At 70.2% G+C, this 23,570-nt stretch carries 20 protein-coding genes; 5 read left to right on the top strand and 15 right to left on the bottom strand.

All coding sequences use genetic code 11. The features are described from left to right. Nucleotides 1-55: 55 nt before the first annotated feature. Both ACQPXS_RS19175 and ACQPXS_RS19170 read right to left on the bottom strand, forming a co-directional pair. Complete coding sequence (locus ACQPXS_RS19175; protein WP_433450585.1) at nt 56-1,273, bottom strand: helix-turn-helix domain-containing protein; 1,218 nt, start codon at nt 1,271-1,273, stop codon at nt 56-58. Nucleotides 1,274-1,650: 377 nt separating this feature from the next. Next, the gene (locus ACQPXS_RS19170) at nt 1,651-1,941 is read right to left on the bottom strand and encodes a hypothetical protein (protein WP_433450584.1); all 291 of its coding nucleotides are present in this window, start codon (nt 1,939-1,941) and stop codon (nt 1,651-1,653) included. Between the two features lie 315 nt (nt 1,942-2,256). Here ACQPXS_RS19170 and ACQPXS_RS19165 point away from each other — a divergent pair, with 315 nt between their 5' ends. Further along, nucleotides 2,257-2,784, top strand: a complete 528-nt coding sequence (locus ACQPXS_RS19165; protein WP_351808640.1) for a universal stress protein — start codon at nt 2,257-2,259, stop codon at nt 2,782-2,784. Between the two features lie 114 nt (nt 2,785-2,898). Next, the gene (locus ACQPXS_RS19160) at nt 2,899-3,459 is read left to right on the top strand and encodes a GPR1/FUN34/YaaH family transporter (protein ID WP_351808638.1); all 561 of its coding nucleotides are present in this window, start codon (nt 2,899-2,901) and stop codon (nt 3,457-3,459) included. A gap of 71 nt (nt 3,460-3,530) precedes the next feature. Here ACQPXS_RS19160 and glmS read toward each other — a convergent pair whose 3' ends face one another. Then, nucleotides 3,531-5,348 (bottom strand): glutamine--fructose-6-phosphate transaminase (isomerizing), encoded by a 1,818-nt coding sequence (gene glmS, locus ACQPXS_RS19155; protein WP_433450582.1) that lies wholly within the window; start codon nt 5,346-5,348, stop codon nt 3,531-3,533. A gap of 45 nt (nt 5,349-5,393) precedes the next feature. Beyond that, nucleotides 5,394-5,651: a hypothetical protein gene (locus ACQPXS_RS19150; RefSeq protein WP_351808632.1), complete on the bottom strand. Its 258-nt coding sequence runs from the start codon at nt 5,649-5,651 to the stop codon at nt 5,394-5,396. Between the two features lie 164 nt (nt 5,652-5,815). Between ACQPXS_RS19150 and ACQPXS_RS19145 the strand changes: the two genes are divergently transcribed. Beyond that, the gene (locus tag ACQPXS_RS19145) at nt 5,816-7,381 is read left to right on the top strand and encodes a fibronectin type III domain-containing protein (RefSeq protein ID WP_433450581.1); all 1,566 of its coding nucleotides are present in this window, start codon (nt 5,816-5,818) and stop codon (nt 7,379-7,381) included. A gap of 38 nt (nt 7,382-7,419) precedes the next feature. Here the strand turns inward: ACQPXS_RS19145 and ACQPXS_RS19140 are convergent, their stop codons facing one another. Beyond that, nucleotides 7,420-8,301: a DUF4429 domain-containing protein gene (locus ACQPXS_RS19140; protein ID WP_433450579.1), complete on the bottom strand. Its 882-nt coding sequence runs from the start codon at nt 8,299-8,301 to the stop codon at nt 7,420-7,422. A gap of 62 nt (nt 8,302-8,363) precedes the next feature. Here ACQPXS_RS19140 and ACQPXS_RS19135 point away from each other — a divergent pair, with 62 nt between their 5' ends. Continuing rightward, nucleotides 8,364-9,968 carry a beta-N-acetylhexosaminidase gene (locus tag ACQPXS_RS19135; protein WP_433450577.1) on the top strand — a complete coding sequence of 535 codons (1,605 nt, stop codon included), beginning with the start codon at nt 8,364-8,366 and terminating at the stop codon, nt 9,966-9,968. Between the two features lie 163 nt (nt 9,969-10,131). On the opposite strand, the gene ACQPXS_RS19130 is transcribed toward ACQPXS_RS19135, so the two are convergent. The 7 genes from ACQPXS_RS19130 to ACQPXS_RS19100 form a co-directional block, all read right to left on the bottom strand. Continuing rightward, the gene (locus ACQPXS_RS19130) at nt 10,132-10,854 is read right to left on the bottom strand and encodes a transglycosylase SLT domain-containing protein (protein ID WP_433450576.1); all 723 of its coding nucleotides are present in this window, start codon (nt 10,852-10,854) and stop codon (nt 10,132-10,134) included. Between the two features lie 389 nt (nt 10,855-11,243). After that, nucleotides 11,244-13,016 (bottom strand): IucA/IucC family protein, encoded by a 1,773-nt coding sequence (locus ACQPXS_RS19125; protein WP_433450575.1) that lies wholly within the window; start codon nt 13,014-13,016, stop codon nt 11,244-11,246. Then, complete coding sequence (locus ACQPXS_RS19120) at nt 13,013-13,543, bottom strand: GNAT family N-acetyltransferase (RefSeq protein WP_433450573.1); 531 nt, start codon at nt 13,541-13,543, stop codon at nt 13,013-13,015. The genes ACQPXS_RS19125 and ACQPXS_RS19120 overlap by 4 nt, the downstream gene beginning before the upstream one ends. Next, nucleotides 13,540-14,823, bottom strand: coding sequence for a lysine N(6)-hydroxylase/L-ornithine N(5)-oxygenase family protein (locus ACQPXS_RS19115; protein ID WP_433450571.1), 1,284 nt, complete (start codon nt 14,821-14,823; stop codon nt 13,540-13,542). The genes ACQPXS_RS19120 and ACQPXS_RS19115 overlap by 4 nt, the downstream gene beginning before the upstream one ends. Next, nucleotides 14,807-16,249, bottom strand: a complete 1,443-nt coding sequence (desA, locus tag ACQPXS_RS19110; protein WP_433450569.1) for a lysine decarboxylase DesA — start codon at nt 16,247-16,249, stop codon at nt 14,807-14,809. The genes ACQPXS_RS19115 and desA overlap by 17 nt, the downstream gene beginning before the upstream one ends. A gap of 148 nt (nt 16,250-16,397) precedes the next feature. Next, on the bottom strand, nt 16,398-17,252 hold the full coding sequence (locus ACQPXS_RS19105; protein WP_433450568.1) for a siderophore-interacting protein: 855 nt from the start codon (nt 17,250-17,252) through the stop codon (nt 16,398-16,400). Between the two features lie 19 nt (nt 17,253-17,271). Then, entirely contained in the window at nt 17,272-18,327 is a 1,056-nt protein-coding gene (locus tag ACQPXS_RS19100) for an ABC transporter substrate-binding protein (RefSeq protein WP_433450567.1), read from the bottom strand. A gap of 136 nt (nt 18,328-18,463) precedes the next feature. Here ACQPXS_RS19100 and ACQPXS_RS19095 point away from each other — a divergent pair, with 136 nt between their 5' ends. Continuing rightward, nucleotides 18,464-19,468 (top strand): 2-dehydropantoate 2-reductase, encoded by a 1,005-nt coding sequence (locus tag ACQPXS_RS19095; protein ID WP_433450566.1) that lies wholly within the window; start codon nt 18,464-18,466, stop codon nt 19,466-19,468. Between the two features lie 74 nt (nt 19,469-19,542). On the opposite strand, the gene ACQPXS_RS19090 is transcribed toward ACQPXS_RS19095, so the two are convergent. Genes ACQPXS_RS19090 through ACQPXS_RS19080 form a run of 3 tightly spaced genes read right to left on the bottom strand, consistent with a single transcriptional unit; the run spans nt 19,543 to nt 23,567 of the window. Beyond that, nucleotides 19,543-20,703, bottom strand: a complete 1,161-nt coding sequence (locus tag ACQPXS_RS19090; protein WP_365323416.1) for an acyl-CoA dehydrogenase family protein — start codon at nt 20,701-20,703, stop codon at nt 19,543-19,545. Between the two features lie 5 nt (nt 20,704-20,708). Next, nucleotides 20,709-21,632: a hydroxymethylglutaryl-CoA lyase gene (locus tag ACQPXS_RS19085; protein ID WP_390681320.1), complete on the bottom strand. Its 924-nt coding sequence runs from the start codon at nt 21,630-21,632 to the stop codon at nt 20,709-20,711. 21 nt (nt 21,633-21,653) lie between these two features. Beyond that, nucleotides 21,654-23,567: a biotin carboxylase N-terminal domain-containing protein gene (locus ACQPXS_RS19080; protein WP_433450564.1), complete on the bottom strand. Its 1,914-nt coding sequence runs from the start codon at nt 23,565-23,567 to the stop codon at nt 21,654-21,656. Between the last annotated feature and the right edge of the window lie 3 nt (nt 23,568-23,570).

The following is a 23,570-nucleotide window of genomic DNA, read 5'->3' as shown; positions in this document are numbered from 1 at the left end:
AAAAAGGGGGCGAGCAGGTACTCACCCCCTTTTTCCCAGCTACCGCTCCGCGTTCTCAGCTACCGTTCCGCGGCCCCGGCAGCAGGCCCACCACGCCGGCCGCCGTGCGGCGGCTCTGCATCGGCACCCCGTTGTCCCGGTCCGGGTGCAGCACGGGCGCGTGGCCCATCGGTCCCGGGCCCGCGAGGCCCGTGGCCGGGCCCGGGTGGCCGGACGGCGGCAGCGGCGGCTCCGTGTCGGCCGGCCTCTCGCCCTGCGGCCTGCGGGCCCGGTAGGCGGCCCGGTAGGCGGCGGGGGACGAGCCGAGCTGGCGGCGGAAGTGCCCGCGCAGCGCGACGGGGGAGCGGAAGCCGCAGCGGCCCGCCACCTCGTCCACGGAGTAGTCCGACGTCTCCAGCAGGCGCTGGGCCTGCAGCACACGCTGTGTGATCAGCCACTGCAGCGGCGCGCTGCCCGTCAGCGAGCGGAACCGGCGGTCGAACGTACGGCGGCTCATGTAGGCGCGTGCCGCCAGGGTCTCCACGTCGAACTGCTCGTGGAGGTGTTCCAGCGCCCAGGCGACGACCTCGGCGAGCGGGTCGGCGCCGATCTCCTCCGGTAAAGACCGATCGAGGTAGCGCTCCTGACCGCCGCTGCGGCGCGGCGGGACCACCAGACGGCGGGCCAGCGCGCCGGCCGCCTCGTTGCCGTGGTCCGTCCGCACGATGTGGAGACAGAGATCGATTCCGGCCGCCGTCCCCGCCGATGTCAGGACGTCGCCGTCGTCCACGAAGAGCTCTCGTGGATCGACGTGCACCGACGGATAGCGCTTGGCCAGCGTCGGCGCGTACATCCAGTGGGTCGTCGCCGGGCGGCCGTCCAGCAGGCCCGCCGCCGCGAGGACGAAGGCGCCGGTGCACAGCCCGACTATGCGGGCACCCTCCTCGTGCGCCCGGCGCAGCGCGTCGAGTGCCTCCTCCGGTGGCGGCGCGGTGATCGACCGCCAGGCCGGCACGACGACCGTCCCGGCGCGGGAGATCGCCTCCAGTCCATGCGGTGCGCTGAGTTCCAGGCCCCCTGTGGTCCGCAGCGGGCCCTCCTCGCCGGCGCACACCAGCAGTCGGTAGCGCGGCACGCCGGCGTCCTGGCGGTCGATCCCGAACACCGACAGCGGTATGGAACTCTCGAAGATGGGGCCGCCGCTGAACAGCAGCACCGCGACGATCTCCTTGCGGCGTCGCCCGGAGAGTTTCCGGGCCGCGGCATCCGGCGCGGCAGTGGAGTCGTGGCTCATCCTGCTAAGCCCCCCTTGGTGGTCGCGGCTCCTCGGTTGTGTCGCTCCTGCACGTTTCCCCTCGGTCCTGCACGAGTCCCCCGCCGTAAGACAGTCAAGATCGAATCTACTGGGTCCCGCGGTCTCACGGTGACCAGTTCCACACGCCCGAATTGTCGACATGACAACTTGGCGTGAAGCATTCGATCACGAAGCGTTGCACTCGCGGGCCGTGCAGGGAAGTGCGCCTTGTCGCAGTGGCCAAACCGCGTAGGGTGCACAGCCGCCCGTGGACCCTTTCCGTGCAGGTCGAACGGGGGTTGGAGGGTGGTTGGGGCCCCTCTGCGGCGACATTCAGAAGTTGGCTGAAAAGAAACGTTCGGGGGTACGGAAACAGGTCAGTCGACCGGTGTCTGTCGACGGGTGTGACGTCCGCCTCTTTGCTCCCCGAAACCCTCGTCGTCACACCCGTACCGCCCGGCACACCGCTCCGACCGGCGCAGCAGGACGTGGCACACGGCCGTGACGGCGGCCAGGCCCAGGCCGGCGCCCGCCGCGCCGGCCGGCGAGGTGCCGTAGCAGAGCAGGACCACGGGGACGACGACGCAGCTGAAGGCGGCCCAGCGGATCACATCGCGCACGGTGTCCGGCGCGGGCGGCGGCGCGGGGGTGGATCGGCGACCGGGCATGACTCGTACTCCCTGTGGCGGTGGCTCATCCCGTTCAACGCCCGTTCGACCGCTCGGTCACCGGTCGTACGTCTGTTGATCCTGTGCAAGCCGCCTGTACGGGGCAGCAACCATTGCGTTACGGGCGCCGCTCGTGCATGCTCCGGTGAACCCCTCCGGACGTCGGGGGACCGCTTACGGAGCGTGCGCGGGATCTGGGCTCGGGAGGCGTGCCGCCGTACCCTTGGGGGTATGGGGTTGGGAAGATGTTTCCCGGACACAGCTCCGCCGCACACTGTCGTCCCACCCATAAAGGATCACAACGCCGAGACAGCCATGGCCGGTCACGAATTCTTCGAACCCGCGGACCGCAAGCGGCCGGTCGCCGACCCCACGGCGGCCGATCCCCTGGCGGCGGAAGAGCCACGCCCCATCTGCGACCCAGCCTTCCGGCACGGAGTCGTCGTCGGCTTCGACGGCTCCACCTCCAGTGAGCGTGCCCTCGCCTACGCCATCGGCATGGCCCACCGCTCCCACTCGGGTCTGATCATCGTCCATGTCGCCAACCGGCTGCCGACCACCGTGTGGGCCGGCTGCGAGCCACCCGTCTTCGTCGACGTGCCGGACCACCGCACCGAGGTCCTCGGTCTGGAGCTGGCGTGCGCGGACTATCTGGCCGAGGTGCCGTGGATCCTCGTCGAGCGGGGCGGCGACATCTGCCACGAACTCGAAGAGGTGGGCCGGGAGTACGAGGCCGACGCGATCGTCGTCGGCTCCACGCACGGCATCGTCGGCCGTATCTTCGGCTCCGTCGCCGGGCGGCTCGCCAAGCGGGCGCAGCGGCCCGTGATCGTCATCCCCTGAGCCTTTCAACTCCCTTGTGCAGCGCGAAACTACTCGCGCGTAGAGGTGGTTTGTGCCCTTGTGAAGGGCATATACCGGTCACCGCGCAACAGCACAGCATGAAGGGAGCCCGCCGTGGACAACGAAGTCTCTGCGGGAAGCGGAAGCACCACCGTGGTCGGCCGACTCGCCCTGGGTATCACCCTGTTGGCGTTCGGGCTCGGTACCACCGGTGTCATCGACGGCGTGGCAGCGTCCGACGCCGTCTCAGTGGCCCACTATGTGGGCGGAGTTGCCCTGTTCCTCGTCGGTCTGCTGGCCTTCCGTGGCGGTGACAGCGCCTCCGGTACGGGATTCGTGGCCCTCGGCGCGCTGTGGTTCACCTGGGCCGTCGCCGGTCACTCCTCGGCCAACGCGGCCGGACTCTTCCTGCTCCTCTTCGCCCTGGTGGCGCTCACCCTGACCCTCGCGGGCGGGGACAGCCTCGGTCAGGTCATGCACGGGCTGCTGTTCCTGGCGATGCTGGTGCTGGCTGTCGCGGCCTTCGCCGACAGTTCGTCCCTGACCAAGGTCGGTGGCTGGGTGGCCGCCGTGTCCGGTGCGGTGGCCTGGTACGCCGCGACGGCCGCGCTGGCCCACTGGCCGACGGCGCTTCCGGGTCGTGCTGCGGGCCGGGGGGTGACGGCCGCCGGCTGATTTCGAGCAGCACTGAAGGGACCCCCACGTGTTTGGTGGCACACGTGGGGGTCCGTTCTGTCGTCGCGGACTTACTCCACCGTGACCGACTTCGCGAGGTTCCTCGGCTTGTCTATGTCCCGGCCGAGGGCCTTCGCCGTGTGGTACGCCAGGAGTTGCAGCGGGATGCCCATCAGGATCGGGTCGAGTTCGTCCTCGTTCTTCGGGACGACGATCGTCTGGTCGGCCTTCTCCTGGTGCTGGTGGGCCACCGCGAGGATCTTGCCGCTGCGGGCCTTGATCTCCTCCAGGGCTGCGCGGTTCTTCTCCAGCAGGTCGTCGTCGGGGACGATCGCGACCGTGGGCAGGGCCGGCTCGATCAGGGCCAGCGGGCCGTGCTTCAGCTCGGAGGCGGGGTAGGCCTCGGCGTGGATGTAGGAGACCTCCTTGAGCTTCAGGGAGGCCTCGCGGGCCACCGGGTAGCCCCGCACGCGGCCGATGAACAGCATCGAGCGGGCGTCGGCGTACAGCTCGGCCAGCTCCTTGACCTTCTCCTCCTGCTTGAGGATCTCGGTGATCTGGTCCGGCAGCCTGCGCAGGCCCTCGATGATCCGCTTGCCGTCGCGGACCGAGAGGTCACGGGTGCGGCCCAGGTGCAGGGCGAGCAGCGCGAAGGCGACCGTCATGTTGGTGAAGCACTTGGTCGACACCACGCAGACCTCGGGGCCGGCGTGCACGTAGATGCCGGCGTCCGCCTCGCGGGCGATCGCCGAGCCGACGACGTTGACGACGCCGAAGACCCGGGCGCCCTTGCGCTTCAGCTCCTGGACCGCGGCGAGCACGTCGTACGTCTCACCGGACTGGGAGACGGCCACGTACAGGGTGTCGGGGTCGACGACCGCGTTGCGGTAGCGGAACTCGGAGGCCGGCTCGGCATCCGCGGGGATACGGGCCAGCTCCTCGATCATCTGGGCGCCGATCATGCCCGCGTGGTACGAGGTGCCGCAGCCGAGGATCTTCACGCGGCGGATCTGCCGGGCCTCGCGGGCGTCCAGGTTGAGGCCGCCGAGGTGCACGGTGGAGAAGCGGTCGTCGATGCGGCCGCGCAGCACGCGGTCCACGGCGTCGGCCTGCTCGAAGATCTCCTTGTGCATGTAGGTGTCGTGGCCGCCCATGTCGTACGACTCGGCCTCCCACTCCACGGTCGTGGGCTCGGCCGTCGTACGCGTGCCCTCGGTGGTGTAGGTGCGGAAGTCGTCGGCCTTGAGGGTGGCCATCTCGCCGTCGTCCAGGGTCACTATCTGGCGGGTGTGGGTGACCAGGGCGGCGATGTCGGATGCGACGAACATCTCCTTCTCGCCGATGCCGAGGACGACCGGGGAGCCGTTGCGGGCCACCACGATGCGGTCGGGGAAGTCGGCGTGCAGCACCGCGATGCCGTAGGTGCCCTCGATCACCCGGACCGCCTGGCGGACCTTGTCCTCCAGCTTCTCGGCGGTGGAGCGGGCGATGAGGTGGGTGAGGACCTCGGTGTCGGTCTCGGAGAGGAACTCGACACCGTCCGCCTCCAGCTTGCGGCGCAGGTCGGCGGCGTTGTCGATGATGCCGTTGTGCACGACGGCGACCTTGTTGTCGGCCGACATGTGCGGGTGGGCGTTGATGTCGGAGGGGGCGCCGTGGGTGGCCCAGCGGGTGTGGGCGATGCCGGTGGTGCCCTTGAAGCGCGCCGGGACCTTGGCCTCCAGGTCGCGCACCCGGCCCTTGGCCTTGACCATCTTCAGGCCGGGCGCCTTCGGGGAGGTGACGACGATGCCCGCGGAGTCGTAGCCGCGGTACTCCAGCCGCTGCAGGCCCTCCAGGAGGAGAGGGGCGACGTCACGCTTCCCGATGTATCCGACAATTCCGCACATATATAGGTGTCCTGTATCCCTCGGCCCGTGGTCCGCGGCCGGTTCTCAGCCGTAGACGATGCGGCGCAGCTGCCTGAGCGTCAGCTCCGGCGGCGCCACCGCCCGGTATTTCAGATCCGCCTCGATCCGTTCGAAGATCTCCGCGTTCACCAGGCCCTGGGCCTGCAGCTCGCGGTGGCGGCGACGGACGAAATCCTGGGTCGTCTCGTCGAAAAAGGCGAGCACGTCCTGAATCACCCGCAGCGCCTCGCCCCGGCTCAGGGGCGTGGACCGCGTCAGATGATCAACAAGTTCGTCGTGCACCCGTAGATCCTGGAGTACCGCGGCCGGTTTCGCAAGAAACGTGCCCGATTTCGGGCAGAGGGCTGGGGCGGGGCTGTTGAACCTCTGTTCGCAGGCTGTCCATTCTGTGTCTTGCGTCTCGTTGCCCGGACCCACGAGTTTCGGACGCCATGGACATTCCTCGTATGGGAGTACCGGACAAGCTGGCCGAGCGCATGAGCATGGCCGAGCAGCACGAGTACCTGCGCGCCAGATTCTCCCGGCGCACCATGATCAGAGGCGGAGCCGTGACGCTCGGCGCCGTCGCCGGTGGCGCGTTCGTGCCGGGCGCCACCGCCCAGGCGGCCGTGCCCACGCAGGCCACCACCCCCGCCACCGAGACGGTCGACGGCGCGCTCGTCGCCCCCTTCGGCCGCCACCTCGCCTACGGCAACGACCCGCGCACGGAGATGACCGTCTCCTGGCAGGTCCCGGTCGCCGTGAAGAAGCCGTTCATCCGCATCGGCGCCCAGCCCTGGGACCTCTCCCGCAAGATCGAGGCCGAGGTGCGCACCCTCTACACCCCGGCCGGCGTCGGCGCGAGCGGCGACCACACGCAGTACTACCTGCACGCCAAGCTCACCCACCTGCGCCCCGGCAGGACCTACTACTACGGCGTCGGCCACGACGGCTTCGACCCGGCCGAGCCGCACCTCGCGGGCACCCTGGGCACCTTCACCACCGCCCCCGCCCACAAGGCGCCGTTCACCTTCACCGCCTTCGGCGACGAGGGCGTCGGCTACCACGGCCTGGCCAACAACGCCCTGATCCTCGGCCAGAACCCCGCCTTCCACCTGCACGCCGGCGACATCGCCTACGGCGACCCGGCCGGCCAGGGCAAGGCCACCGACACGGGCTTCGACTCGCGCACCTGGGACCAGTTCCTGTACCAGACCGAGTCGGTCGCCAAGCAGATCCCGTGGATGGTCAGTTACGGCAACCACGACATGGAGGCCTGGTACTCGCCCAACGGCTACGGCGGCGAGGAGGCCCGCTGGACCCTCCCGGACAACGGCCCGGACGCCAAGAACCTGCCGGGTGTGTACTCCTTCGTCCACGGCAACACCGCGGTCATCTCGCTGGACCCGAACGACGTCTCCTTCGAGATCCCGGCGAACCTGGGCATCTCCGGCGGAACCCAGACCAAGTGGTTCGAGGCCCAGCTGAAGACGTACCGGGCGTCGAAGGACATCGACTTCATCATCGTGTTCTTCCACCACTGCGCGTACTGCACCTCCACGGCGCACGCCTCGGAGGGGGGTGTGCGCCAGGAGTGGGTGCCGCTGTTCGAGAAGTACCAGGTGGACCTGGTCATCAACGGCCACAACCACCAGTACGAGCGCACCGACGTCATCAAGGCCGGCGCCGTCACCAAGAAGCTCCCGATCGGCGGCACCGCCTACCCCGAGACCGAGGGCGTGGTCTACGTCACCGCCGGCGCGGCGGGCCGCAGCCTGTACGCGTTCAGCGCCCCGGACTCCTACGAGGGCAACGAGCACGAGGTCGACTCGGTGGCGTCCTTCATCAACACCAAGGACGGCAAGGTCAACGAGACCGTCACCTGGTCCCGGGTCCGTTACCTGAACTACTCCTTCCTGCGCGTGGACGTCTGCCCCGCGCCGAAGGGCCGCCAGACCACGCTGAAGGTGTCGGGCATCGCCGAGACCGGCGACCGCATCGACCACTTCACCGTGTCCCGCACGGCCAAGTAACTCCCGCGCCGGGCAACGGGCGGTCCTCACACGGGCTCTCACATGCGCTTGAGGACCGCCTGCTTGGCCAGGGCGAACTCCTCGTCGGTCAGCACCCCGCCGCGGTGCAGCTCACCCAGCTCGCGCAGGCGCCGCAGCAGGGCGTCGTGGTCGTTCTCCGCGGCCGGCTCCTTGGCGAGCCGCACCGGCTCGCGGGGTACGGCGTCCCCCTCGGCGGTGGCCGCGGGATGCGGCAGCCGCGCCTGTACGGCGGCGGCCACCAGGGCCATCAGCGGATCCTTCTTGAACCCCCACAGCTCGACCGCGTTCGGGTCGTACTTGGGCGGGGCCGTCACCGGGGCGCCGCGCACCAGGAAGCGCAGATGGCCGTTCTCCAGACCGGCCGCCGGCTGCCACTCCACGCCGACGACGTCCGCGAGGGGGATGGTGCGGGGGCCGCCGGAGGACTTGGCGTCCTCCGTCTTCCAGTTCCACTCCAGCCGCACCCGCTCCCCGTCGAAGCTCGCCGTGCCGTCCCCGGCGGAGGCGGAAACCGGCAGCGACGGCCCCGGCAGCAGGTACCTGTCGACCGGGTCCGGTGAAACCCCGTCCAGCAGCAGGGCGTTGCGCACCTCGTCGGCGAAGTACTCGGCGACGCCGTACCGGTCGGACTCCACCGTCAGCTGGTACGGGTCGTTCGGCTCGCCGAGCCGGCCGCCGGTGGCCTGCGTCAGCGGATCGGCGCCGTCGCGCAGCCGCAGCCTGAGCCGCCCCGACCTCCTCCCCTGCTCGAAGGAGACACCGGCCAACGCCCCCAGCGGTACGGCGAGTTCGCCCAGCTCGCGGCGGAGCAGGCTCACGTTCTTGTCCCGCCCCGGGGTGAGCCGCAGGGCATCGCCGTCGAAGGCCCAGGTGCCGTCCTTCTGGATGATTTCCGCCATGGGGGGATTGTTTCACCGGATCTGCGGGAGAGTGGTCTCGACCACTTCTGAAGGGAGCGCATGTGAGACGGAACCACAGCACGACTCCCCGAACGACCCGCATCCTCGGTTCACTGGTGCTTCTGGCGGCAGCCGGGGGCTTCTCCCTCGGCGCGGCCCCCAAGGCGCAGGCCGCCGTCCCGACACCGCTGGACCGGGTGGTCCCGGCGCCCGCCTCGGTCACGCCCGGCGGGCACCCGTACCGCATCACCTGGGCGACCGGCGTCCACGTCGACGACTCCGCCGAGGTCCGTCGCATCGGCACGTACCTCGCCGGCATCCTGCGGCCCTCGACCGGCTATCGACTGCCGGTCAGCACCGACCAGGGCGCCAAAGGCATCCGACTCCACCTGGCCCAGGGGGACTTCGGCGCCGAGGGCTACCGGCTGCACAGCGACCCGGCCGGCGTCACCATCACCGCGAGTGCCCCCGCGGGCCTCTTCCACGGTGTCCAGACCCTGCGTCAGCTCCTCCCGGCCGCCGTCGAGAAGAAGACCGCCCAGCCCGGCCCCTGGCAGATCGCCGGCGGCACCATCGAGGACGGCCCCCGCTACTCCTACCGGGGCGCCATGCTGGACGTCTCCCGGCACTTCTTCACCGTCGCGCAGGTCAAGCGGTACATCGACCAGCTGGCGATGTACAAGATCAACGAGCTGCATCTGCACCTCAGCGACGACCAGGGCTGGCGCATCGCCATCGACTCCTGGCCGCGCCTCGCCACCTACGGCGGCTCCACCGAGGTCGGCGGCGGCAAGGGCGGCTACTACACCAAGGCCGAGTACCGCGACATCGTCTCCTACGCCGCCTCCCGCTATCTGGAGGTCGTCCCCGAGATCGACATGCCCGGCCACACCAACGCGGCCCTCGCCTCCTACGCCCAGCTCAACTGCGACGGCGTGGCACCCCCGCTGTACACCGGCACGCAGGTCGGCTTCAGCTCGCTGTGCGTGCCCAAGGAGGTCACCTACGACTTCGCGGACGACGTCATCCGGGAGCTGGCGGCCCTCACCCCCGGCCGCTACCTCCACATAGGAGGCGACGAGGCGCACTCCACCAGCCACACCGACTACGTGAAGTTCATGGACCGCGTGCAGCCGATCGTCGCCGAGTACGGCAAGACCGTCATCGGCTGGCACCAGCTCACCGGCGCCCACCCGGCCAAGGGCGCCCTCGCCCAGTACTGGGGCCTGGACGGCACCAGCGCCACCGAGAAGGCCCAGGTCGCCGCGGCCGCCCAGAACGGCACCGGCCTGATCCTGTCCCCGGCGGACCGTCTCTACCTCGACATGAAGTACACCAGCAGCACCAGGCTGGGCACGAAGTGGGCCGGTTACGTCGAGGTCCAGCGCTCGTACGACTGGAACCCCGGCACCTACCTCCCCGGCGCCCCGGCTTCGGCCATCCGGGGCGTGGAGGCCCCGCTGTGGTCGGAGACCCTGAAGACGTCGGCCGACATCGAGTACATGGCCTTCCCACGCCTTCCGGGCGCGGCCGAACTGGCCTGGTCCCCGGCGGCCACCCACAACTGGAACACCTACAAGCTCCGCCTGGCCGCCCAGGCCCCCCGGTGGGACGCCCTCGGCATGAGCTACTACCGCTCACCGCAGGTGCCCTGGCCCAAGAGCTGACCGAACACAGACGGGCACCCCGGAGGACCGTGCTCCGGGGTGCCCGTCGGTGTGTCGACCACTGGTAGGCCGGCAGGACTTCCCTAGATCATTTGCCGACGCAATTCGGGGGCAACTGTGACTGCCACCCGAATTGCATGTCGGACCGTTGGGAAATTTCCTGTCAGTAGGCGCTGTTGACGTTGTCGATCGAGCCGTAGCGGTGGTACGCGTAGTTGCAGGCGGCGGTGATGTTGGCGACCGGGTCGTAGATGTCGAACGAGGTGCCCGGCACGTGGTAGGTGTCGAACGTCGGCTGGATCACCTGCAGCAGGCCCTTGGACGGGGTGCCCTTGACGGCGTTGGAGTCCCAGAGGTTGATGGCCTTCGGGTTGCCGGAGGACTCACGCATGATGTTGCGGTAGATGCCGTTGTAGGTCCCCGGGATCTTGTGCTCGGCCATGACCGCCAGGGAGTGCTTGATCCAGCCGTCCAGGTTGTTGGTGTAGGTCTTGCCCGTGGAGGTCGCCTTGGTCGAGGTCGCCTTGGTCGAGGTCGCCTTGGTCGAGGCCGCCTTGGTCGAGACCGTCTTGGTCGAGACCGTCTTGGCCGGGGCCGACCCGGCGGGCAGGGTCAGGACCTGGCCCGTCCGGATGATGTAGGGGCTGGTGAGGTGGTTGGCCGACGCGATGGCCTGCCAGCCGCCCGGTACGTGGAGGGCTCGGGCGATCGACGTCAGATGGTCGCCGGCCTTGACGGTGTAGGCGGTCTTGCCGGTGGTCGTGGCGGCAGCGGCCTGAGCGGTGCCCGCGGCCGTGCAGGCCAGGGCGAACGTGCCGACGGTGACGGCGCCGCCGGCGAGGAATCGGCGGGACCGGGAGGTGGTCTTGCGGGCATGACGGGGCATGGAGCGGTCCTTTTCCGAGAATTGGATCACCCGCAGTTGCCGATTCCCTTCGGCAAAACAGCACTGCATTTCGTTTAGCGGTGCGCTGCGGCGGGAACATTCTTAATCCGCCGGGAATAAATCGGCAATTGCCCCCTTTACTAACCGGGCTAGTTGCACTTCCGTGCCGGGCCCTGTCGGAGCCCCGAAATAACCGGAAGTTAAGGGCCGCTCGAAGTCCTAGGGGGCTTCGTAAGTGAATTGGGTCACGTGTCCCAGGTTAAACGACTCAATGGCTTAAATGTGGAAATGAATAGACGTTACGGAGAATTGGGCTAAATCGGACATCCTGGGATTTATAAGTCGCCCCGGAGGACCGTACTCCGGGGCGCCCGTCCGTTCGTGAGCCGTCAGAGGCCGGCGATCGGGTTCGTCAGCATGCCGGCGAGCTGGAGCGCGCCGGAGGGATCGGAGAGGTCCACCATCTGCCGGTTGTCGCGCAGCTGGAGCCGGTTCAGGCAGGACAGGGCGAACTCCGGGGCGAAGATGTCGTACCGCCGGAACGCGTCGGCCAGTTCCGGCCTCGTGTCCTGGTACTCACGGGTGATCTGCGCGACCGTGCGCCAGAAGGCGTCCTCCTCGAGGATCCCCTCGGCGGCGAGCTGGGCGGCGAGGAAGCGGAAGAAGCAGTCGAAGACGTCCGTGAAGATCGACAGGAGCTTCCTGTCCCCGGGCACGTCGACGCGGATGCGCGCGACCTCGGGCGGCAGGACGGCGTCCGGGTCCATCACCGCGATCTCCTCGGCGATGTCCTTGTACACCGCCCGCTGCACGGCCCCGTCCTTCAGTACCAGGATCACGTTCTCGCCGTGCGGCATGAACACCAGGTCGTAGGCGTAGAAGCTGTGCAGGAGCGGGGTGTAGTAGGCGCGGAGGTAGCGCCGTAGCCACTCCGTCGGGGTGAGTCCCGACCGTTCGATCAGCGCGCCCGCGAAGGAGGCGCCGGTGTGGTCCACGTGCAGCAGCGAGGCCATGGTCGCGAGCGACTCGCCGTCCCGCAGCGAGGGCACCGGGCTCTCCCGCCACAGCGCGGCCAGCATCTTGCGGTACGGCGAGTGGCGGTCGGTGGCCCGCTCGTACTCCAGGTGCCGGTAGCCGACCGCCGCCCGCTCCCGGATGATCGTCAGACCCGTCGACCTCAGCACCGGGTCGTTCTCGATCAGCCGGGCCAGCCAGTCGTTGATCGCCGGGGTCGCCTCCATGTAGGCGGCCGAGAGTCCCCGCATGAAGCCCATGTTGAGGACGGACAGGGCCGTCTTCACATAGTGCTTCTCCGGGTGGGAGGTGTTGAAGAAGGTGCGTATGGACTGCTGGGCCAGGTACGCGTCGTCGCCCTCGCCGAGGCAGACCAGATGCCCGCGGGCCACCTCGGCGGCGAAGGTCACGGAGAGCTTGTTCCACCACTGCCAGGGGTGGACCGGGATGAGGAGGTAGTCGTCGGGGTCCAGGCCCCGGCCGGTGAGGGTGCTGCGGAAGCGGGCCAGCGTCGGCTCGCCCAGCTCCTCGCGCAGGAAGGACTCGTACTCGATCCCGGCGCCCGCCGTGAACGCGGCCCGCGAGCGGTGCGCGGCCAGCCACACCAGCCGGACGGGGCTCGCGGTCTCCGGGGCGTACGCCAGGTACTCGTGGATGCCGAACCCGAGCCGTCCGTTGTTCGCGACGAAGCAGGGGTGCCCCTCGGTCATCCCGGTCTCGATGGCCTGGAAGCCGCTGCCGGCCAGCTCCGCCGAGGTGATGCGGGGCTTGGTCAGCTTGTAGCAGGTGCCGGACAGGGTGGAGGAGATCTCCTCCAGGTAGACCGGCAGGATCTCGTCGCTCAGGCCCAGGGACTTCCTCAGCTCGATGCAGAAGTCCAGGGCGGACAAAGGGAGCGCGCACCCGTCGCGGTGGCGGGTGATCGAATCGGGGTCGATCTGCCAGTGGTCGAGGGCGCGGCGGACGGCCAGGAAGCGGTACGTGGTGAGGCCGTCGTCGCTGCGGACGGCGTACCGGCCGTCGTCGCCGGCCTCGGGTGCGATCAGGCGCTCGTGCGCGAACTCCGCGAGCGCCTTGCGGACGAGCAGGCGGTTGGCGGTCGCCCAGCGCTCGGGGGAGAGGTGGGCCACGGCGTCGGCGAGGCTCATACGGCCACCCCCGTCGCGGCGGCGAACCGCTCGCGCGTGCAGAAGCTCAGCAGGGCCCGCTTCTCCGGCTTCCGGATCTCCCGCTCGGGCACGAACCCGACCGCCTCGTTCAGGGCGTGCACGGCCTTGTTGCCCACGTCCGGTTCGACCACGACCCGCCGCACCGCGGCGTCCTCGAAGAGATGGGCCATCACGGCGGTGATCACGGCCCGGGTGAACCCGTGCACGGGCGTGTCGGTCGGTGCGACCAGGAAGTGCATGCCGACGTCCCCCGGCCGGGGCTCGTACAGGCCGACCAGCTCCCGGTGCGCGGGGTCGTACTTCTCCATCAGGAAGACCGGCTCCCCGTCGCGCAGCCCGAGGTATGCGTGGTGGTGTGCGTCCGCCGCGATCTGCCTGTAGGCCCGCTCGACGTCCTCCGGCTTCGCGTCCTGCATCATCCAGAAGGACGCCTTGGGATGAGTCACCCAGGAGTGCAGGAGCTCGCCGTCCTTCGGCGGGTCGACACTGCGGAAAGTGAAGGTCATACGGCGAACTCCTGGAACGCGATGGTCTTCTCGACCGGGTAGTGCTCGGTGCCGAGCAGCTCCCGGATGATGTACGCGTTGCGGTACGCGCCCATGCCCAGGTCGGGGCTGGTGACGCTGTGGGTGTGGACGCCCGCGTTCTGCAGGAAGACGCCGCGGCCGGTGACGTCGATGGCGTAGTTGCGGGCGACGTCGAAGCGGCCGTGGCCGTCGAAGAGCAGGCGGTCGCGGATCGGGGCGAGGAAGGCCGGGGGCTCGTAGTGGTAGCCGGTGGCCAGCAGCAGGCCCTCGGTGCGGATCTCGAAGTCCTTGTCCTGCTCGTCCTGGTGGAAGCCGAGGGTGTAGGCGCCGTCCTCGTAACCGGCCCGGACGAGCGTGGAGTTGGTGAGGAGGCGGGTGGGGACCGGGCGGTCGCCGCTCTCGACGTCCTTCTGGTAGAGCAGATCGAAGATGGAGTCGATCAGATCCGAGTTGATGCCCTTGAACAGGCCCTTCTGCTGCTTCTCCAGCCGGTAGCGGGTCTCCTCGGGCAGCGCCCGGAAGTAGTCGATGTAGTCGGGGGAGGTCATCTCCAGAGTCAGCTTGGTGTACTCCAGCGGGAAGAACCGCGGCGAGCGGGTGACCCAGTTGAGCTGGTAGCCGTGGACGTCGATCTCGGCGAGCAGTTCGTGGTAGATCTCGGCGGCGCTCTGGCCGCTGCCGACGATCGTGACGGACTTCTTCGCCTGCAGCTCCGCCTTGCGCCGCATGTACTGGGAGGTGTGCAGGAAGTCGCCGGCCAGACCCTGGCAGGCCCGCGGGATGTGGGGGGTCGTCCCCGTGCCCAGGACCAGGTGCGGGGCGCGGAACGTTTCACCGGACTCAGTGCGGACGACGTACAGCTCGTCCTCGTACGTCACCTCGGTGACCGTCGTGCCGAAGCGGACGCTGCCGAGTTTGCCCGCCGCCCAGCGGCAGTAGTCGTCGTACTCGACCCGCAGCGGATAGAAGTTCTCGCGGATGTAGAACGAGTACAGTCTGCCCTTCTCCTTCAGGTAGTTGAGGAAGGAGTACGGCGAGGTCGGGTCGGCGAGGGTGACCAGGTCCGACATGAACGGGGTCTGGAGATGGGCGCCGTCCAGGAACATCCCGGCGTGCCACTCGAAGTCGGGCTTGGAGTCCAGGAAGACCCCGTTCAGGCCGGTGATGGGTTCGGTGAGGCAGGCGAGGCCGAGGTTGAAGGGGCCGAGTCCGATCCCCACGAAGTCGTGGGTCCGGCCGGCTTCAGGACGCGCGGTCAAGGAACTCTCCCAGGTACTGCTCGGCGTGGCCGGCGATCAGGTCGAGGACGGCGGCGATGTCGGCCGCCCGTGTCTCGGGGTTGAGCAGGGTGAACTTCAGGTAGTGGCGGCCGCCGGCCTTGGTGCCCGCGACCACGGCGTCACCGGAGGCGAACAGGGCCTTGCGGGCGTGGAGGTTGGCGCGGTCGATCTCGGCCGGGTCGGTGACGGCCGCCGGGATGTAGCGGAAGACCAGGGTCGACAGCGTGGGTTCGACGACGACGTCGAAGCGGGGGTCGGCGGCGAGCAGCCGCCAGCCCTCGTGGGCCAGGTCGCAGACCTCGTCGAAGAGCTGCCCGATGCCGTCGGCGCCCATCACCCGCAGGGTCATCCAGAGCTTGAGGGCGTCGAAGCGCCGGGTCGTCTGCAGGGACTTGTCCACCTGGTTGGGGATGCGTTCCCGCACCATGCGGCGCGGGTTGAGGTACTCCGCGTGGTAGGTGGCGTGGCGCAGGGTGGCCGCGTCCCGGACCAGCACGGCGGACGAACTCACCGGCTGGAAGAAGGACTTGTGGTAGTCGACCGTGACGGAGTCGGCGCGTTCGATGCCCGTGAGGCGGTCCCGGCGCTTGAGGGAGGCGAGCAGTCCGCAGCCGTAGGCCGCGTCGACGTGCAGCCACACGCCGTACTGGGCGCACAGCTCGGCGATCTCCGGGAGCGGGTCGATGGAGCCGAAGTCGGTGGTGCCGGCGGTGGCGACGACGGCCATGGGGACGAGGCCGTCGCGCCGGCAGCGCTCCAGCTCGTGGGCGAGGGCGACGGTCTGCATCCGCTTGTCGTGGTCGACGGTGACGGGGACGACCGCCTCCTGGCCGAGGCCCAGCAGTCTGGCGGACTTCTTCACGCTGAAGTGGCTGACCTCGGAGGCGAAGATCCGCAGCCTGGCCACGGAGTCCGTCTTCGCCTCCTCCCTCGCCAGCAGCAGCGCCTGCAGGTTGGACTGGGTGCCGCCGGAGGTGAACACGCCGTCGGCGGCGGGGCCGAGGCCGATCCGGGCGGCCGTCCAGTCGATGAGCTTGCGCTCGATCAGGGTGCCGCCGGCCGACTGGTCCCAGGTGTCGAGGGAGGAGTTGACGGCGGAGAGCACGGCCTCGCCGAGCACCGCCGGGATGACGACCGGGCAGTTGAGGTGGGCGAGGTAGCGGGGGTGGTGGAAGTAGACGGCGTCGCGGAGGTAGACCTCCTCCAGCTCGTCCAGGACGGCCGCGGTGTCGCCGAGCGGGCGGTCGAGGTCGATGGCGTCGATCCGGGGGGAGAGGGCGTCGACGGTGACGCCGGTGAACGGACGGTCGGTGGTGGCGAGTCTGGCCGCCACCCGCTCGACTCCTTCGGTCACGGAGCTGCGGTAGTGCTCCGCGGTGAGGCCATTGAGCAGGTGCGAGCGCATGTGGGGGTCCTCCGAGGGGACAGTCCGTGCGGGGGTTCGAACGGAAAGCCGTTCTCAATTTAGGTTAGCCTAACCTAACTTTCTTGGATCAAGACATGCCTCGCCCGTGATCGGCGTCACGCGCAAGGGAGTTACCCGCGCGCGGGAGTTACTCCGCGGCCCGCAGCTGTTCCTCGGTCATCCCCTGCCGCCAGTACCCGACGAAGGTCACCCGCCGCCGGTCGACCCCGCGCTCGCCGACGAAGTGCCGCCGCAGCGCCTTCACCCGGCCCGACTCGCCGGCCATCCACACGTACGGCCGCTCGGCGCGGGGCAGTCGGGCGGCCCGTACGGCGTCGACGGCCATGGGGGAGGCGTCGTGCCGTACGAGCCACGTGATCTCCGCGTCCGCCTCCGTGTGCACGTCCTGGATGTCACCGGCGTGCGGCACCTCCAGCCAGGCCCGGACGCGGGTGCCGGCCGGGAGGGATTCGAGGATGGCGGTCGCGGCCGGTACGGCGGTCTCGTCGCCCCACAGGACGACCAGGTCGGTGTCCCCGGGCGGGCGGAAGCGGATGGCGCGGTTGTCGGCGACCGCCGGGCCGAGCAGCAGCACCCGGTCGCCGGGGGTGGCTCGGGAGGCCCAGCGGGAGGCGGGGCCGGCCGGGGTGGCCGCGCCGGGCTCGACGCCGTGCAGTGCGAAGTCGATGTCGATCTCGGCCGTGCGGCCCTCGGCGTCCCGGCGCAGGGACCGCAGCGTGTACGAACGCATCACCGCCCGTACACCGTCGGGCAGTTCGCGCCAGGCCTGCCACCAGCCGTCCCCCAGGTCCAGGGGCACGACGGGCTCCGGCTGGCCCGGGTGCGGGAGGAACAGCGAGAGGGACTGGTCGCGCCCGTCGGAGTGGAACGCGTGCAGATCGCTCCCGCCGAAGGTGACGCGGACGAGAGACGGCCCCAGCCGCCTCGTCCGTACGACCTGCAGAGAGAAGAATCGGAACGGGGCGGCTACGGCCGTCGTCATAAGGGCTCCTGAAATGACGTCAGGTTGACTGGCTGACCTTCTTGGCCTTCTCCAGGGCCTCCGCCAGATTCGTCAGCAGCGGCACGCACTTGTCGTACGACAGAATCGGCTCGGGCGACCGGGCGATGACCTGACCCGCCTTCACCGCGGGCAGCTTCTTCCATGTCGGCTTGGTGATGTCGGCCGGCTGGATCGCCGACGAGCGGTCGTCCATCATGATGATGTCGGCTTGGTACTTGTCGACGTTTTCCCAGCTCAGCGACTCGTACCAGCCGCCGCCCTGCTTCTTCGCGCTCTCCGGCGGCTCGACGAGGTTCACGCCGAGGGCCTTGAAGTACTCGAGGTCGATGGAGAGGTTGCTGCCGGAGACGTAGAACAGCTGGTCGCTCGCGCTGCCGGCCATCACCTTGATGCCGGGCTTGGCCTTGGCGGCGGCGCGCAGCCGGGCGGCCGCGGCCTCGAACCGCTTCTTGGCGTCGGCCACCTTCGCGGCCTTCATGTCCGCGCCCAGCGACTCGGCCAGCTCCCACATGCGCTGCAGCGGCCGGGTGAGCCGGCGGTCGTAGACGGAGATGCCGATGCTGGGGGCCAGCTGGGCGATCTTCTTCTCCGACTCCTCGGGGACGTACCAGAGTGTGCCCGCCCCGTCGAACATCGTCGTGATCAGCACGTCCGGCGCGAGGGAGGCGTACTTCTCGACGCTGAACTGGCCCCAGGTGTTGCCGAGAACCGTCACCTTGCTGACGTCCATGTCGCCGGCCTGGACATCGGCCTTGCCGTCCTTGGTCGTCGTCGGACCGAAGACACCCTTGACCTGGATGCCGTAGTCGTGGAGCGCGGCGCCGACGCCGGTGAAGGCGACGATGTTCGCGGGGGCCTTGTCGAGCCTCACGGTCGTACCGCGGTCGTCCTCGAAGGACCAGGGTCCGGACCCGGCGGCCCTCGCCCCGCCGCCAAAGCCACTGTCCTTGCCCTTGTCGTCCCCGCAGGCGGCGAGCGCGGCACCGAGTCCGACGGCGCCGCCGGCGGCGAGGAGGCCGCGGCGAGTGAGGTGGGTGGCACGGGCGTGGGGCATGGGTATGACTGCTTTCGAACGGGGCGGAGCGCCCGCCGGACAGGTTCGAAGGTAGGTTAGCCTAACCTTCCTTGTTGTCCAGGGGGAGTCTGCGCTCCTTGTTCCGTACGGGACCGCCCCAGCCCAGGAGTCACCCATGCCCAAGCCCCGCTTCGCCGTCCTCGGCGCCGGCAGTATCGGCTGCCATCTCGGCGGCCATCTCGTCGCCGCCGGGTACGACGTGGCGTTCATCGGCCGGTCCGCCGCCATGGACGTGCTGCGCGAGCGGGGGCTCACGCTCAGCACCTCCGTCAGGCCGCCCGTCCACCTGACGCCGGACCAGCTCACCCTCGCCACCGGCTCGGAAGCCGCGGTCGGCGCGGACTATGTGCTGGTCACCGTGAAGACCGCCGGCACCGAGGCCGCCGCCAAGGAGCTCGCCGCCCCACTCGCCCCCGGCGCGGTGGTGGTCAGCTTCCAGAACGGGCTGCACAACCCCGCCACCCTGCGCGCCGCGCTCCCCGGGCACACCGTGCTGGCCGGGATGGTGCCCTACAACGTGGTGCAGTCCGAGCCCGGCACCGTGCACCAGGGCATGCCGGGCAGGCTGATGACCGAGCCCGACGACAGGCTCTTCGCCGCCTTCCGTGAGGCGGGCCTGGCCATCGAGGCCCGTACCGACATGTCCGAGGTGCAGCACGCCAAGCTGCTGATGAACCTCAACAACGCGATCAACGCCCTGTCCGGGCTGCCGCTGCGCGACCAGCTCGGCCGGCGGGCGTACCGGCGCTGCCTCGCCCTGTGCCAGCGCGAGGCCCTCGCCGCCTACCGCGCCGCCGGGGTCAGCCCCGCCCGCCTCGGCCCCACCGCGCCCGGCCTCACCCCGTACGTACTGGAGCTGCCCGACGCCCTCTTCCGCCGGGTGGCGGCGGCGTCCCTGCGGATCGACGCCCACGCCCGCTCCTCGATGTGGGAGGACCTGCAGCGCGGCCGGCCCACCGAGGTCGACTCGCTGCAGGGCGAGATCGTCGCCCTCGCCACGGCCCACGGACGCGGCGCCCCCGTGAACGCGCGTCTCCTCGCCCTGGTGCACGAGGCGGAGTCCACGCCGCGCACCTGGACGGGACCGGAGCTGTACGCCGAGCTGCGCGCGGCCCGCTGAGCCACGGGGAAGAGATGCGCCGGCCCCGCGCTGCGGTGCACCGCGCGGGGCCGGACCGTACGATCAGCCGGAGCTCAGCTCACCAGGCCCAGCTCCCGGGCGATCAGCATCCGCTGGACCTCGCTCGTGCCCTCGCCGATCTCCAGGATCTTGGAGTCGCGCCACATGCGGGCCACCGGGTACTCGTTCATGAAGCCGTAGCCGCCGTGGATCTGGGTGGCGTCACGGGCGTTGTCGACGGCGACGGTGGAGGAGTACAGCTTGGCCAGGGCCGCCTCCTTCTTGAAGGGCTCGCCCGCCACCAGCCGGGAGGCCGCGTCGCGCCAGGCCAGGCGGGCCGTGTGCGCCTTCATCTCCATGTCGGCGATCTTGAACTGGATGGCCTGGTTGGCGCCGATGGGCCGGCCGAAGGCGTGGCGCTCCTTGGCGTACTTCACCGACTCGTCCACACAGCCCTGGGCCAGGCCGGTGGCGAGCGCCGCGATGGCGATACGGCCCTCGTCCAGGATGCGCAGGAACTGGGCGTAGCCGCGGCCCTCCTCGCCGAGCAGGTTGGCGGCGGGGACCCGGACATCGGCGAACGACAACTCGCGGGTGTCGGAGGCGTTCCAGCCGACCTTCGAGTAGGGCGCCGCCACCGTGAAGCCCGGGGTGCCGGACGGGACGATGATCGCCGAGATCTGCGGCTTGCCGTCCGGCTTGCGGCCGGTCACGGCGGTCACCGTCACCAGGCCCGTGATGTCCGTACCGGAGTTGGTGATGAAGCACTTGGAGCCGTTGATCACCCATTCGTTCGTGTCGGGGTCGAGGCGGGCCGTCGTACGCGTGGCGCCCGCGTCGCTGCCGCCGTCCGGCTCGGTCAGGCCGAACGCGCCGAGCATCTCGCCCGAGCACAGGCGGGGCAGCCACTCGCGCTTCTGCTCCTCGGTGCCGAACAGGTGCAGGGGCATGGCGCCGAGCGAGACCCCGGCCTCCAGGGTGATCGCCACCGACGAGTCCACCCGGGCCAGTTCCTCCAGGGCGATGCCGAGCGCCAGATAGTCGCCGCCCATGCCGCCGTACTCCTCCGGGAACGGCAGCCCGAACAGGCCCATACGTCCCATCTCGCGGACGATCTCGTACGGGAACTCGTGCCGCTCGTAGAAGTCGCCGATCTTCGGCGCCACGACGTCGTGCGCGAACTCCTCCACCGTACGGCGGAGTTCCTCCAGCTCGGGGCTGAGACGGTGGTCCATGCTGATCACTGGTCCTTGTGGGAGAGAGCGCGGACGGTACGGGACGGGCTGGGCCGGTCCAGATGGGCGGCCATCCACACGCTCGTGGCGGTCAGACGGCCGAGGTCGACCCCGGTCTCGATGCCGAGTCCGTGCAGCATCCAGACGAGGTCCTCGGTGGCGAGGTTGCCGGTGGCGGACTTCGCGTACGGGCAGCCGCCGAGCCCGCCGGCCGAGGCGTCCACGGTGGTGACGCCGTGCTGGAGGGCCGCCAGGGTGTTGGCGAGCGCCTGGCCGTAGGTGTCGTGGAAGTGCACGCCGATCACGTCGGTCGGCACGCCCTTCTCGTTGAGCAGGGAGAGCAGTTCGAGCACATGACCCGGGGTGGCGACGCCGATCGTGTCGCCCAGGCTCAGCTCGTCGCAGCCCATGTCCCGCAGGGCCGTGCAGACGCGGGCCACCTGATGCAGCGGGACGGCACCCTCCCACGGGTCGCCGAAGCACATGGACACATAGCCGCGCACATGCACGCCCCGGTCCTTGGCCTGCCGCACCACCGGCTCGAACACGGCCAGCGACTCGTCCAGCGTGCGGTTGAGGTTGGCCTTCGCGAAGGACTCGGTGGCGCTGGCGAACACGGCGACCCGGTCGGCGCCGAGCGCCAGCGCCCGGTCCAGGCCGCGCTGGTTGGGCACGAGCACCGGCAGCCCGACTCCGTCGAGCCCGCCGAGCAGCGGGAACAGCTGCTCGGCGTCGGCCAGTTGGGGCACCCACTTGGGGTGCACGAAGCTCGTCGCCTCGATCGTCGTCAGGCCCGCGTCCGCGAGCCGGCGGATGAACTCCGCCTTGATCTCGGTCGGTACGGTCCGCTTCTCGTTCTGCAGGCCGTCACGCGCGCCGACCTCGTGGATCCGCACCCGCGCGGGCAGACCGGAAGCCGGCACGACCATGGGCAGCTGCTCGGCGGTCACTTACGCCACCTCCTCGTGCGGTGCGATCACGGCCAGCACCTGGTCCATCGCGACCGTCGAGCCCGGGGCCACGTCCAGCTCGGCGACCGTGCCGGCGTGCGGGGCGGAGATGACGTGCTCCATCTTCATCGCCTCCACCACCAGCAGGCTCTGCCCGGCGGCCACCTCGTCGCCGACGGCCACCTTGACCACGGTCACCGTGCCGGGCATCGGCGCGGTGAGGGAGTCGGCGCCGGCGTGCGCGGACCGGCTGAGGGACGCGGCCACCGGGTCGTGGTCCCGCACCTGCCAGGCGTCGCCGTCGCGGCCGATCCAGTCACCGGCCCGGTGGAAGGTGTGCCGGACGCCGTCGAGGGTGACGCAGACCGTGGCGCCGGTGACGGTGGCGCTGCCGCGCGGGGTGTACGTCACCGGGTCCTGCACCCGGAGGTGGAAGGCGGGCGGCTTCGGGGTGCCGCCGAGCCGCCAGCCGTTCGGCACCGAGAAGGGGTCGACCCAGCCGTCCGCACGGGGCTCCAGCGCCTTCGCGCGTACGGCCGCGGCCGCCTCGTACACCTCCTCCGGCACCTCCGTGGTGACCAGCTCGTCCACCACGCGCTCCACCAGCCCGGTGTCCAGGTCCCCCGCCACGACCGCCGGGTGGGCCAGCAGCCTGCGCAGGAAGCCCGCGTTGGTCTGCACGCCCAGCGTGACCGTCTCCGCCAGCGCCGACCGCAGTTTCCTGAGCGCGGTCTCCCGGTCGGGGCCGTGGACGATCACCTTGGACAGCATCGGGTCGTACAGGCTGCCCACCTCGGTGCCCTCGACGAGCCCGGAGTCGGTGCGGACGCCGTCGCCCTGCGGCTCGTTCAGCAGCAGGACGGTGCCGCCGGAGGGCAGGAAGCCGCGCGCCGGGTCTTCCGCGCAGATCCGGGCCTCGACCGCGTGCCCGGTCAGCGTCACGTCGTCCTGCGTGAAGCCCAGCCTCTCCCCGGCCGCGACCCGCAGCTGCCACTCCACCAGGTCCAGGCCGGTGATCAGCTCCGTGACCGGGTGCTCCACCTGCAGGCGGGTGTTCATCTCCATGAAGTGGTACGAGGACGGGTCGCCGCCCGGCACGATGAACTCCACCGTGCCCGCGCCCCGGTACCCGCAACTGCGGGCCGCCTGCACGGCCGCCTCGCCCATCGCCGCGCGCGTGGCCTCGTCGAGGAGCACGCTCGGCGCCTCCTCGATGATCTTCTGGTGCCGCCGCTGCAGCGAGCACTCGCGCTCACCGAGGTGCACGACGTTCCCGTGGCCGTCGGCCAGCACCTGGATCTCGATGTGCCGGGGCCGGTCGATCCACCGCTCCACCAGCAGGGTGTCGTCGCCGAAGGAGGCGCGGGCCTCGCGCCGGGCGGCGGCGATCTCCTCCTCCAGCACGGTCATGTCCCGCACCAGCCGCATGCCCTTGCCGCCACCGCCGGCGGAGGGCTTGAGCAGCACGGGCGCGCCCAGCGCGCGGGCCGCCTCGGCCAGTTCGGGGTCACGGCCGCCGGGCACCACCGGCACCCCGGCCGCCTGCACGGTCTCCTTGGCGCGGATCTTGTCGCCCATGAGCGCGATGGCGTCCGCCGGCGGCCCGATGAACACGAGCCCCGCCTCCTCGCACGCCCGCGCGAAGCCGGCGTTCTCGGCGAGGAAGCCGTAGCCGGGGTGGACGGCCTGCGCGCCGGTGCGGGCGGCGGCGTCCAGCAGGCGGTCGACGGACAGATAGCTCTCGGCGGCCGGTGCCGGGCCGATCCGTACCGCCGTGTCGGCCTCCCGGACGTGCCGCGCGTCGGCGTCGGCGTCGGAGAAGACCGCCACCGAGCGCACGCCCAGCGAGCGGAGCGTACGGATGACGCGTACGGCGATCTCGCCCCGGTTGGCGACCAGCACTGTGTCGAACACGGT

Source organism: Streptomyces sp. CA-142005 (assembly GCF_050942335.1).
Lineage (GTDB): Bacteria > Actinomycetota > Actinomycetes > Streptomycetales > Streptomycetaceae > Streptomyces.
The sequence above is the reverse complement of the archived record's forward strand: the minus strand, read 5'-3'. Positions and strand labels throughout refer to the sequence as shown.

Coding starts and splice junctions, on each gene's coding strand:
- ACQPXS_RS19100 (WP_433450567.1), bottom strand. CDS start 18,327: ATGCCCCACGCCCGTGCCACCCACCTCACTCGCCGCGGCCTCCTCGCC.
- ACQPXS_RS19125 (WP_433450575.1), bottom strand. CDS start 13,016: ATGAGCCTCGCCGACGCCGTGGCCCACCTCTCCCCCGAGCGCTGGGCG.
- ACQPXS_RS19130 (WP_433450576.1), bottom strand. CDS start 10,854: ATGCCCCGTCATGCCCGCAAGACCACCTCCCGGTCCCGCCGATTCCTC.
- desA (WP_433450569.1), bottom strand. CDS start 16,249: ATGCGCTCGCACCTGCTCAATGGCCTCACCGCGGAGCACTACCGCAGC.
- ACQPXS_RS19165 (WP_351808640.1), top strand. CDS start 2,257: ATGGCCGGTCACGAATTCTTCGAACCCGCGGACCGCAAGCGGCCGGTC.
- ACQPXS_RS19145 (WP_433450581.1), top strand. CDS start 5,816: ATGGGAGTACCGGACAAGCTGGCCGAGCGCATGAGCATGGCCGAGCAG.
- ACQPXS_RS19085 (WP_390681320.1), bottom strand. CDS start 21,632: ATGGTCGTGCCGGCTTCCGGTCTGCCCGCGCGGGTGCGGATCCACGAG.
- ACQPXS_RS19175 (WP_433450585.1), bottom strand. CDS start 1,273: ATGAGCCACGACTCCACTGCCGCGCCGGATGCCGCGGCCCGGAAACTC.
- ACQPXS_RS19105 (WP_433450568.1), bottom strand. CDS start 17,252: ATGACGACGGCCGTAGCCGCCCCGTTCCGATTCTTCTCTCTGCAGGTC.
- ACQPXS_RS19140 (WP_433450579.1), bottom strand. CDS start 8,301: ATGGCGGAAATCATCCAGAAGGACGGCACCTGGGCCTTCGACGGCGAT.
- glmS (WP_433450582.1), bottom strand. CDS start 5,348: ATGTGCGGAATTGTCGGATACATCGGGAAGCGTGACGTCGCCCCTCTC.
- ACQPXS_RS19095 (WP_433450566.1), top strand. CDS start 18,464: ATGCCCAAGCCCCGCTTCGCCGTCCTCGGCGCCGGCAGTATCGGCTGC.
- ACQPXS_RS19120 (WP_433450573.1), bottom strand. CDS start 13,543: ATGACCTTCACTTTCCGCAGTGTCGACCCGCCGAAGGACGGCGAGCTC.
- ACQPXS_RS19090 (WP_365323416.1), bottom strand. CDS start 20,703: ATGGACCACCGTCTCAGCCCCGAGCTGGAGGAACTCCGCCGTACGGTG.
- ACQPXS_RS19170 (WP_433450584.1), bottom strand. CDS start 1,941: ATGCCCGGTCGCCGATCCACCCCCGCGCCGCCGCCCGCGCCGGACACC.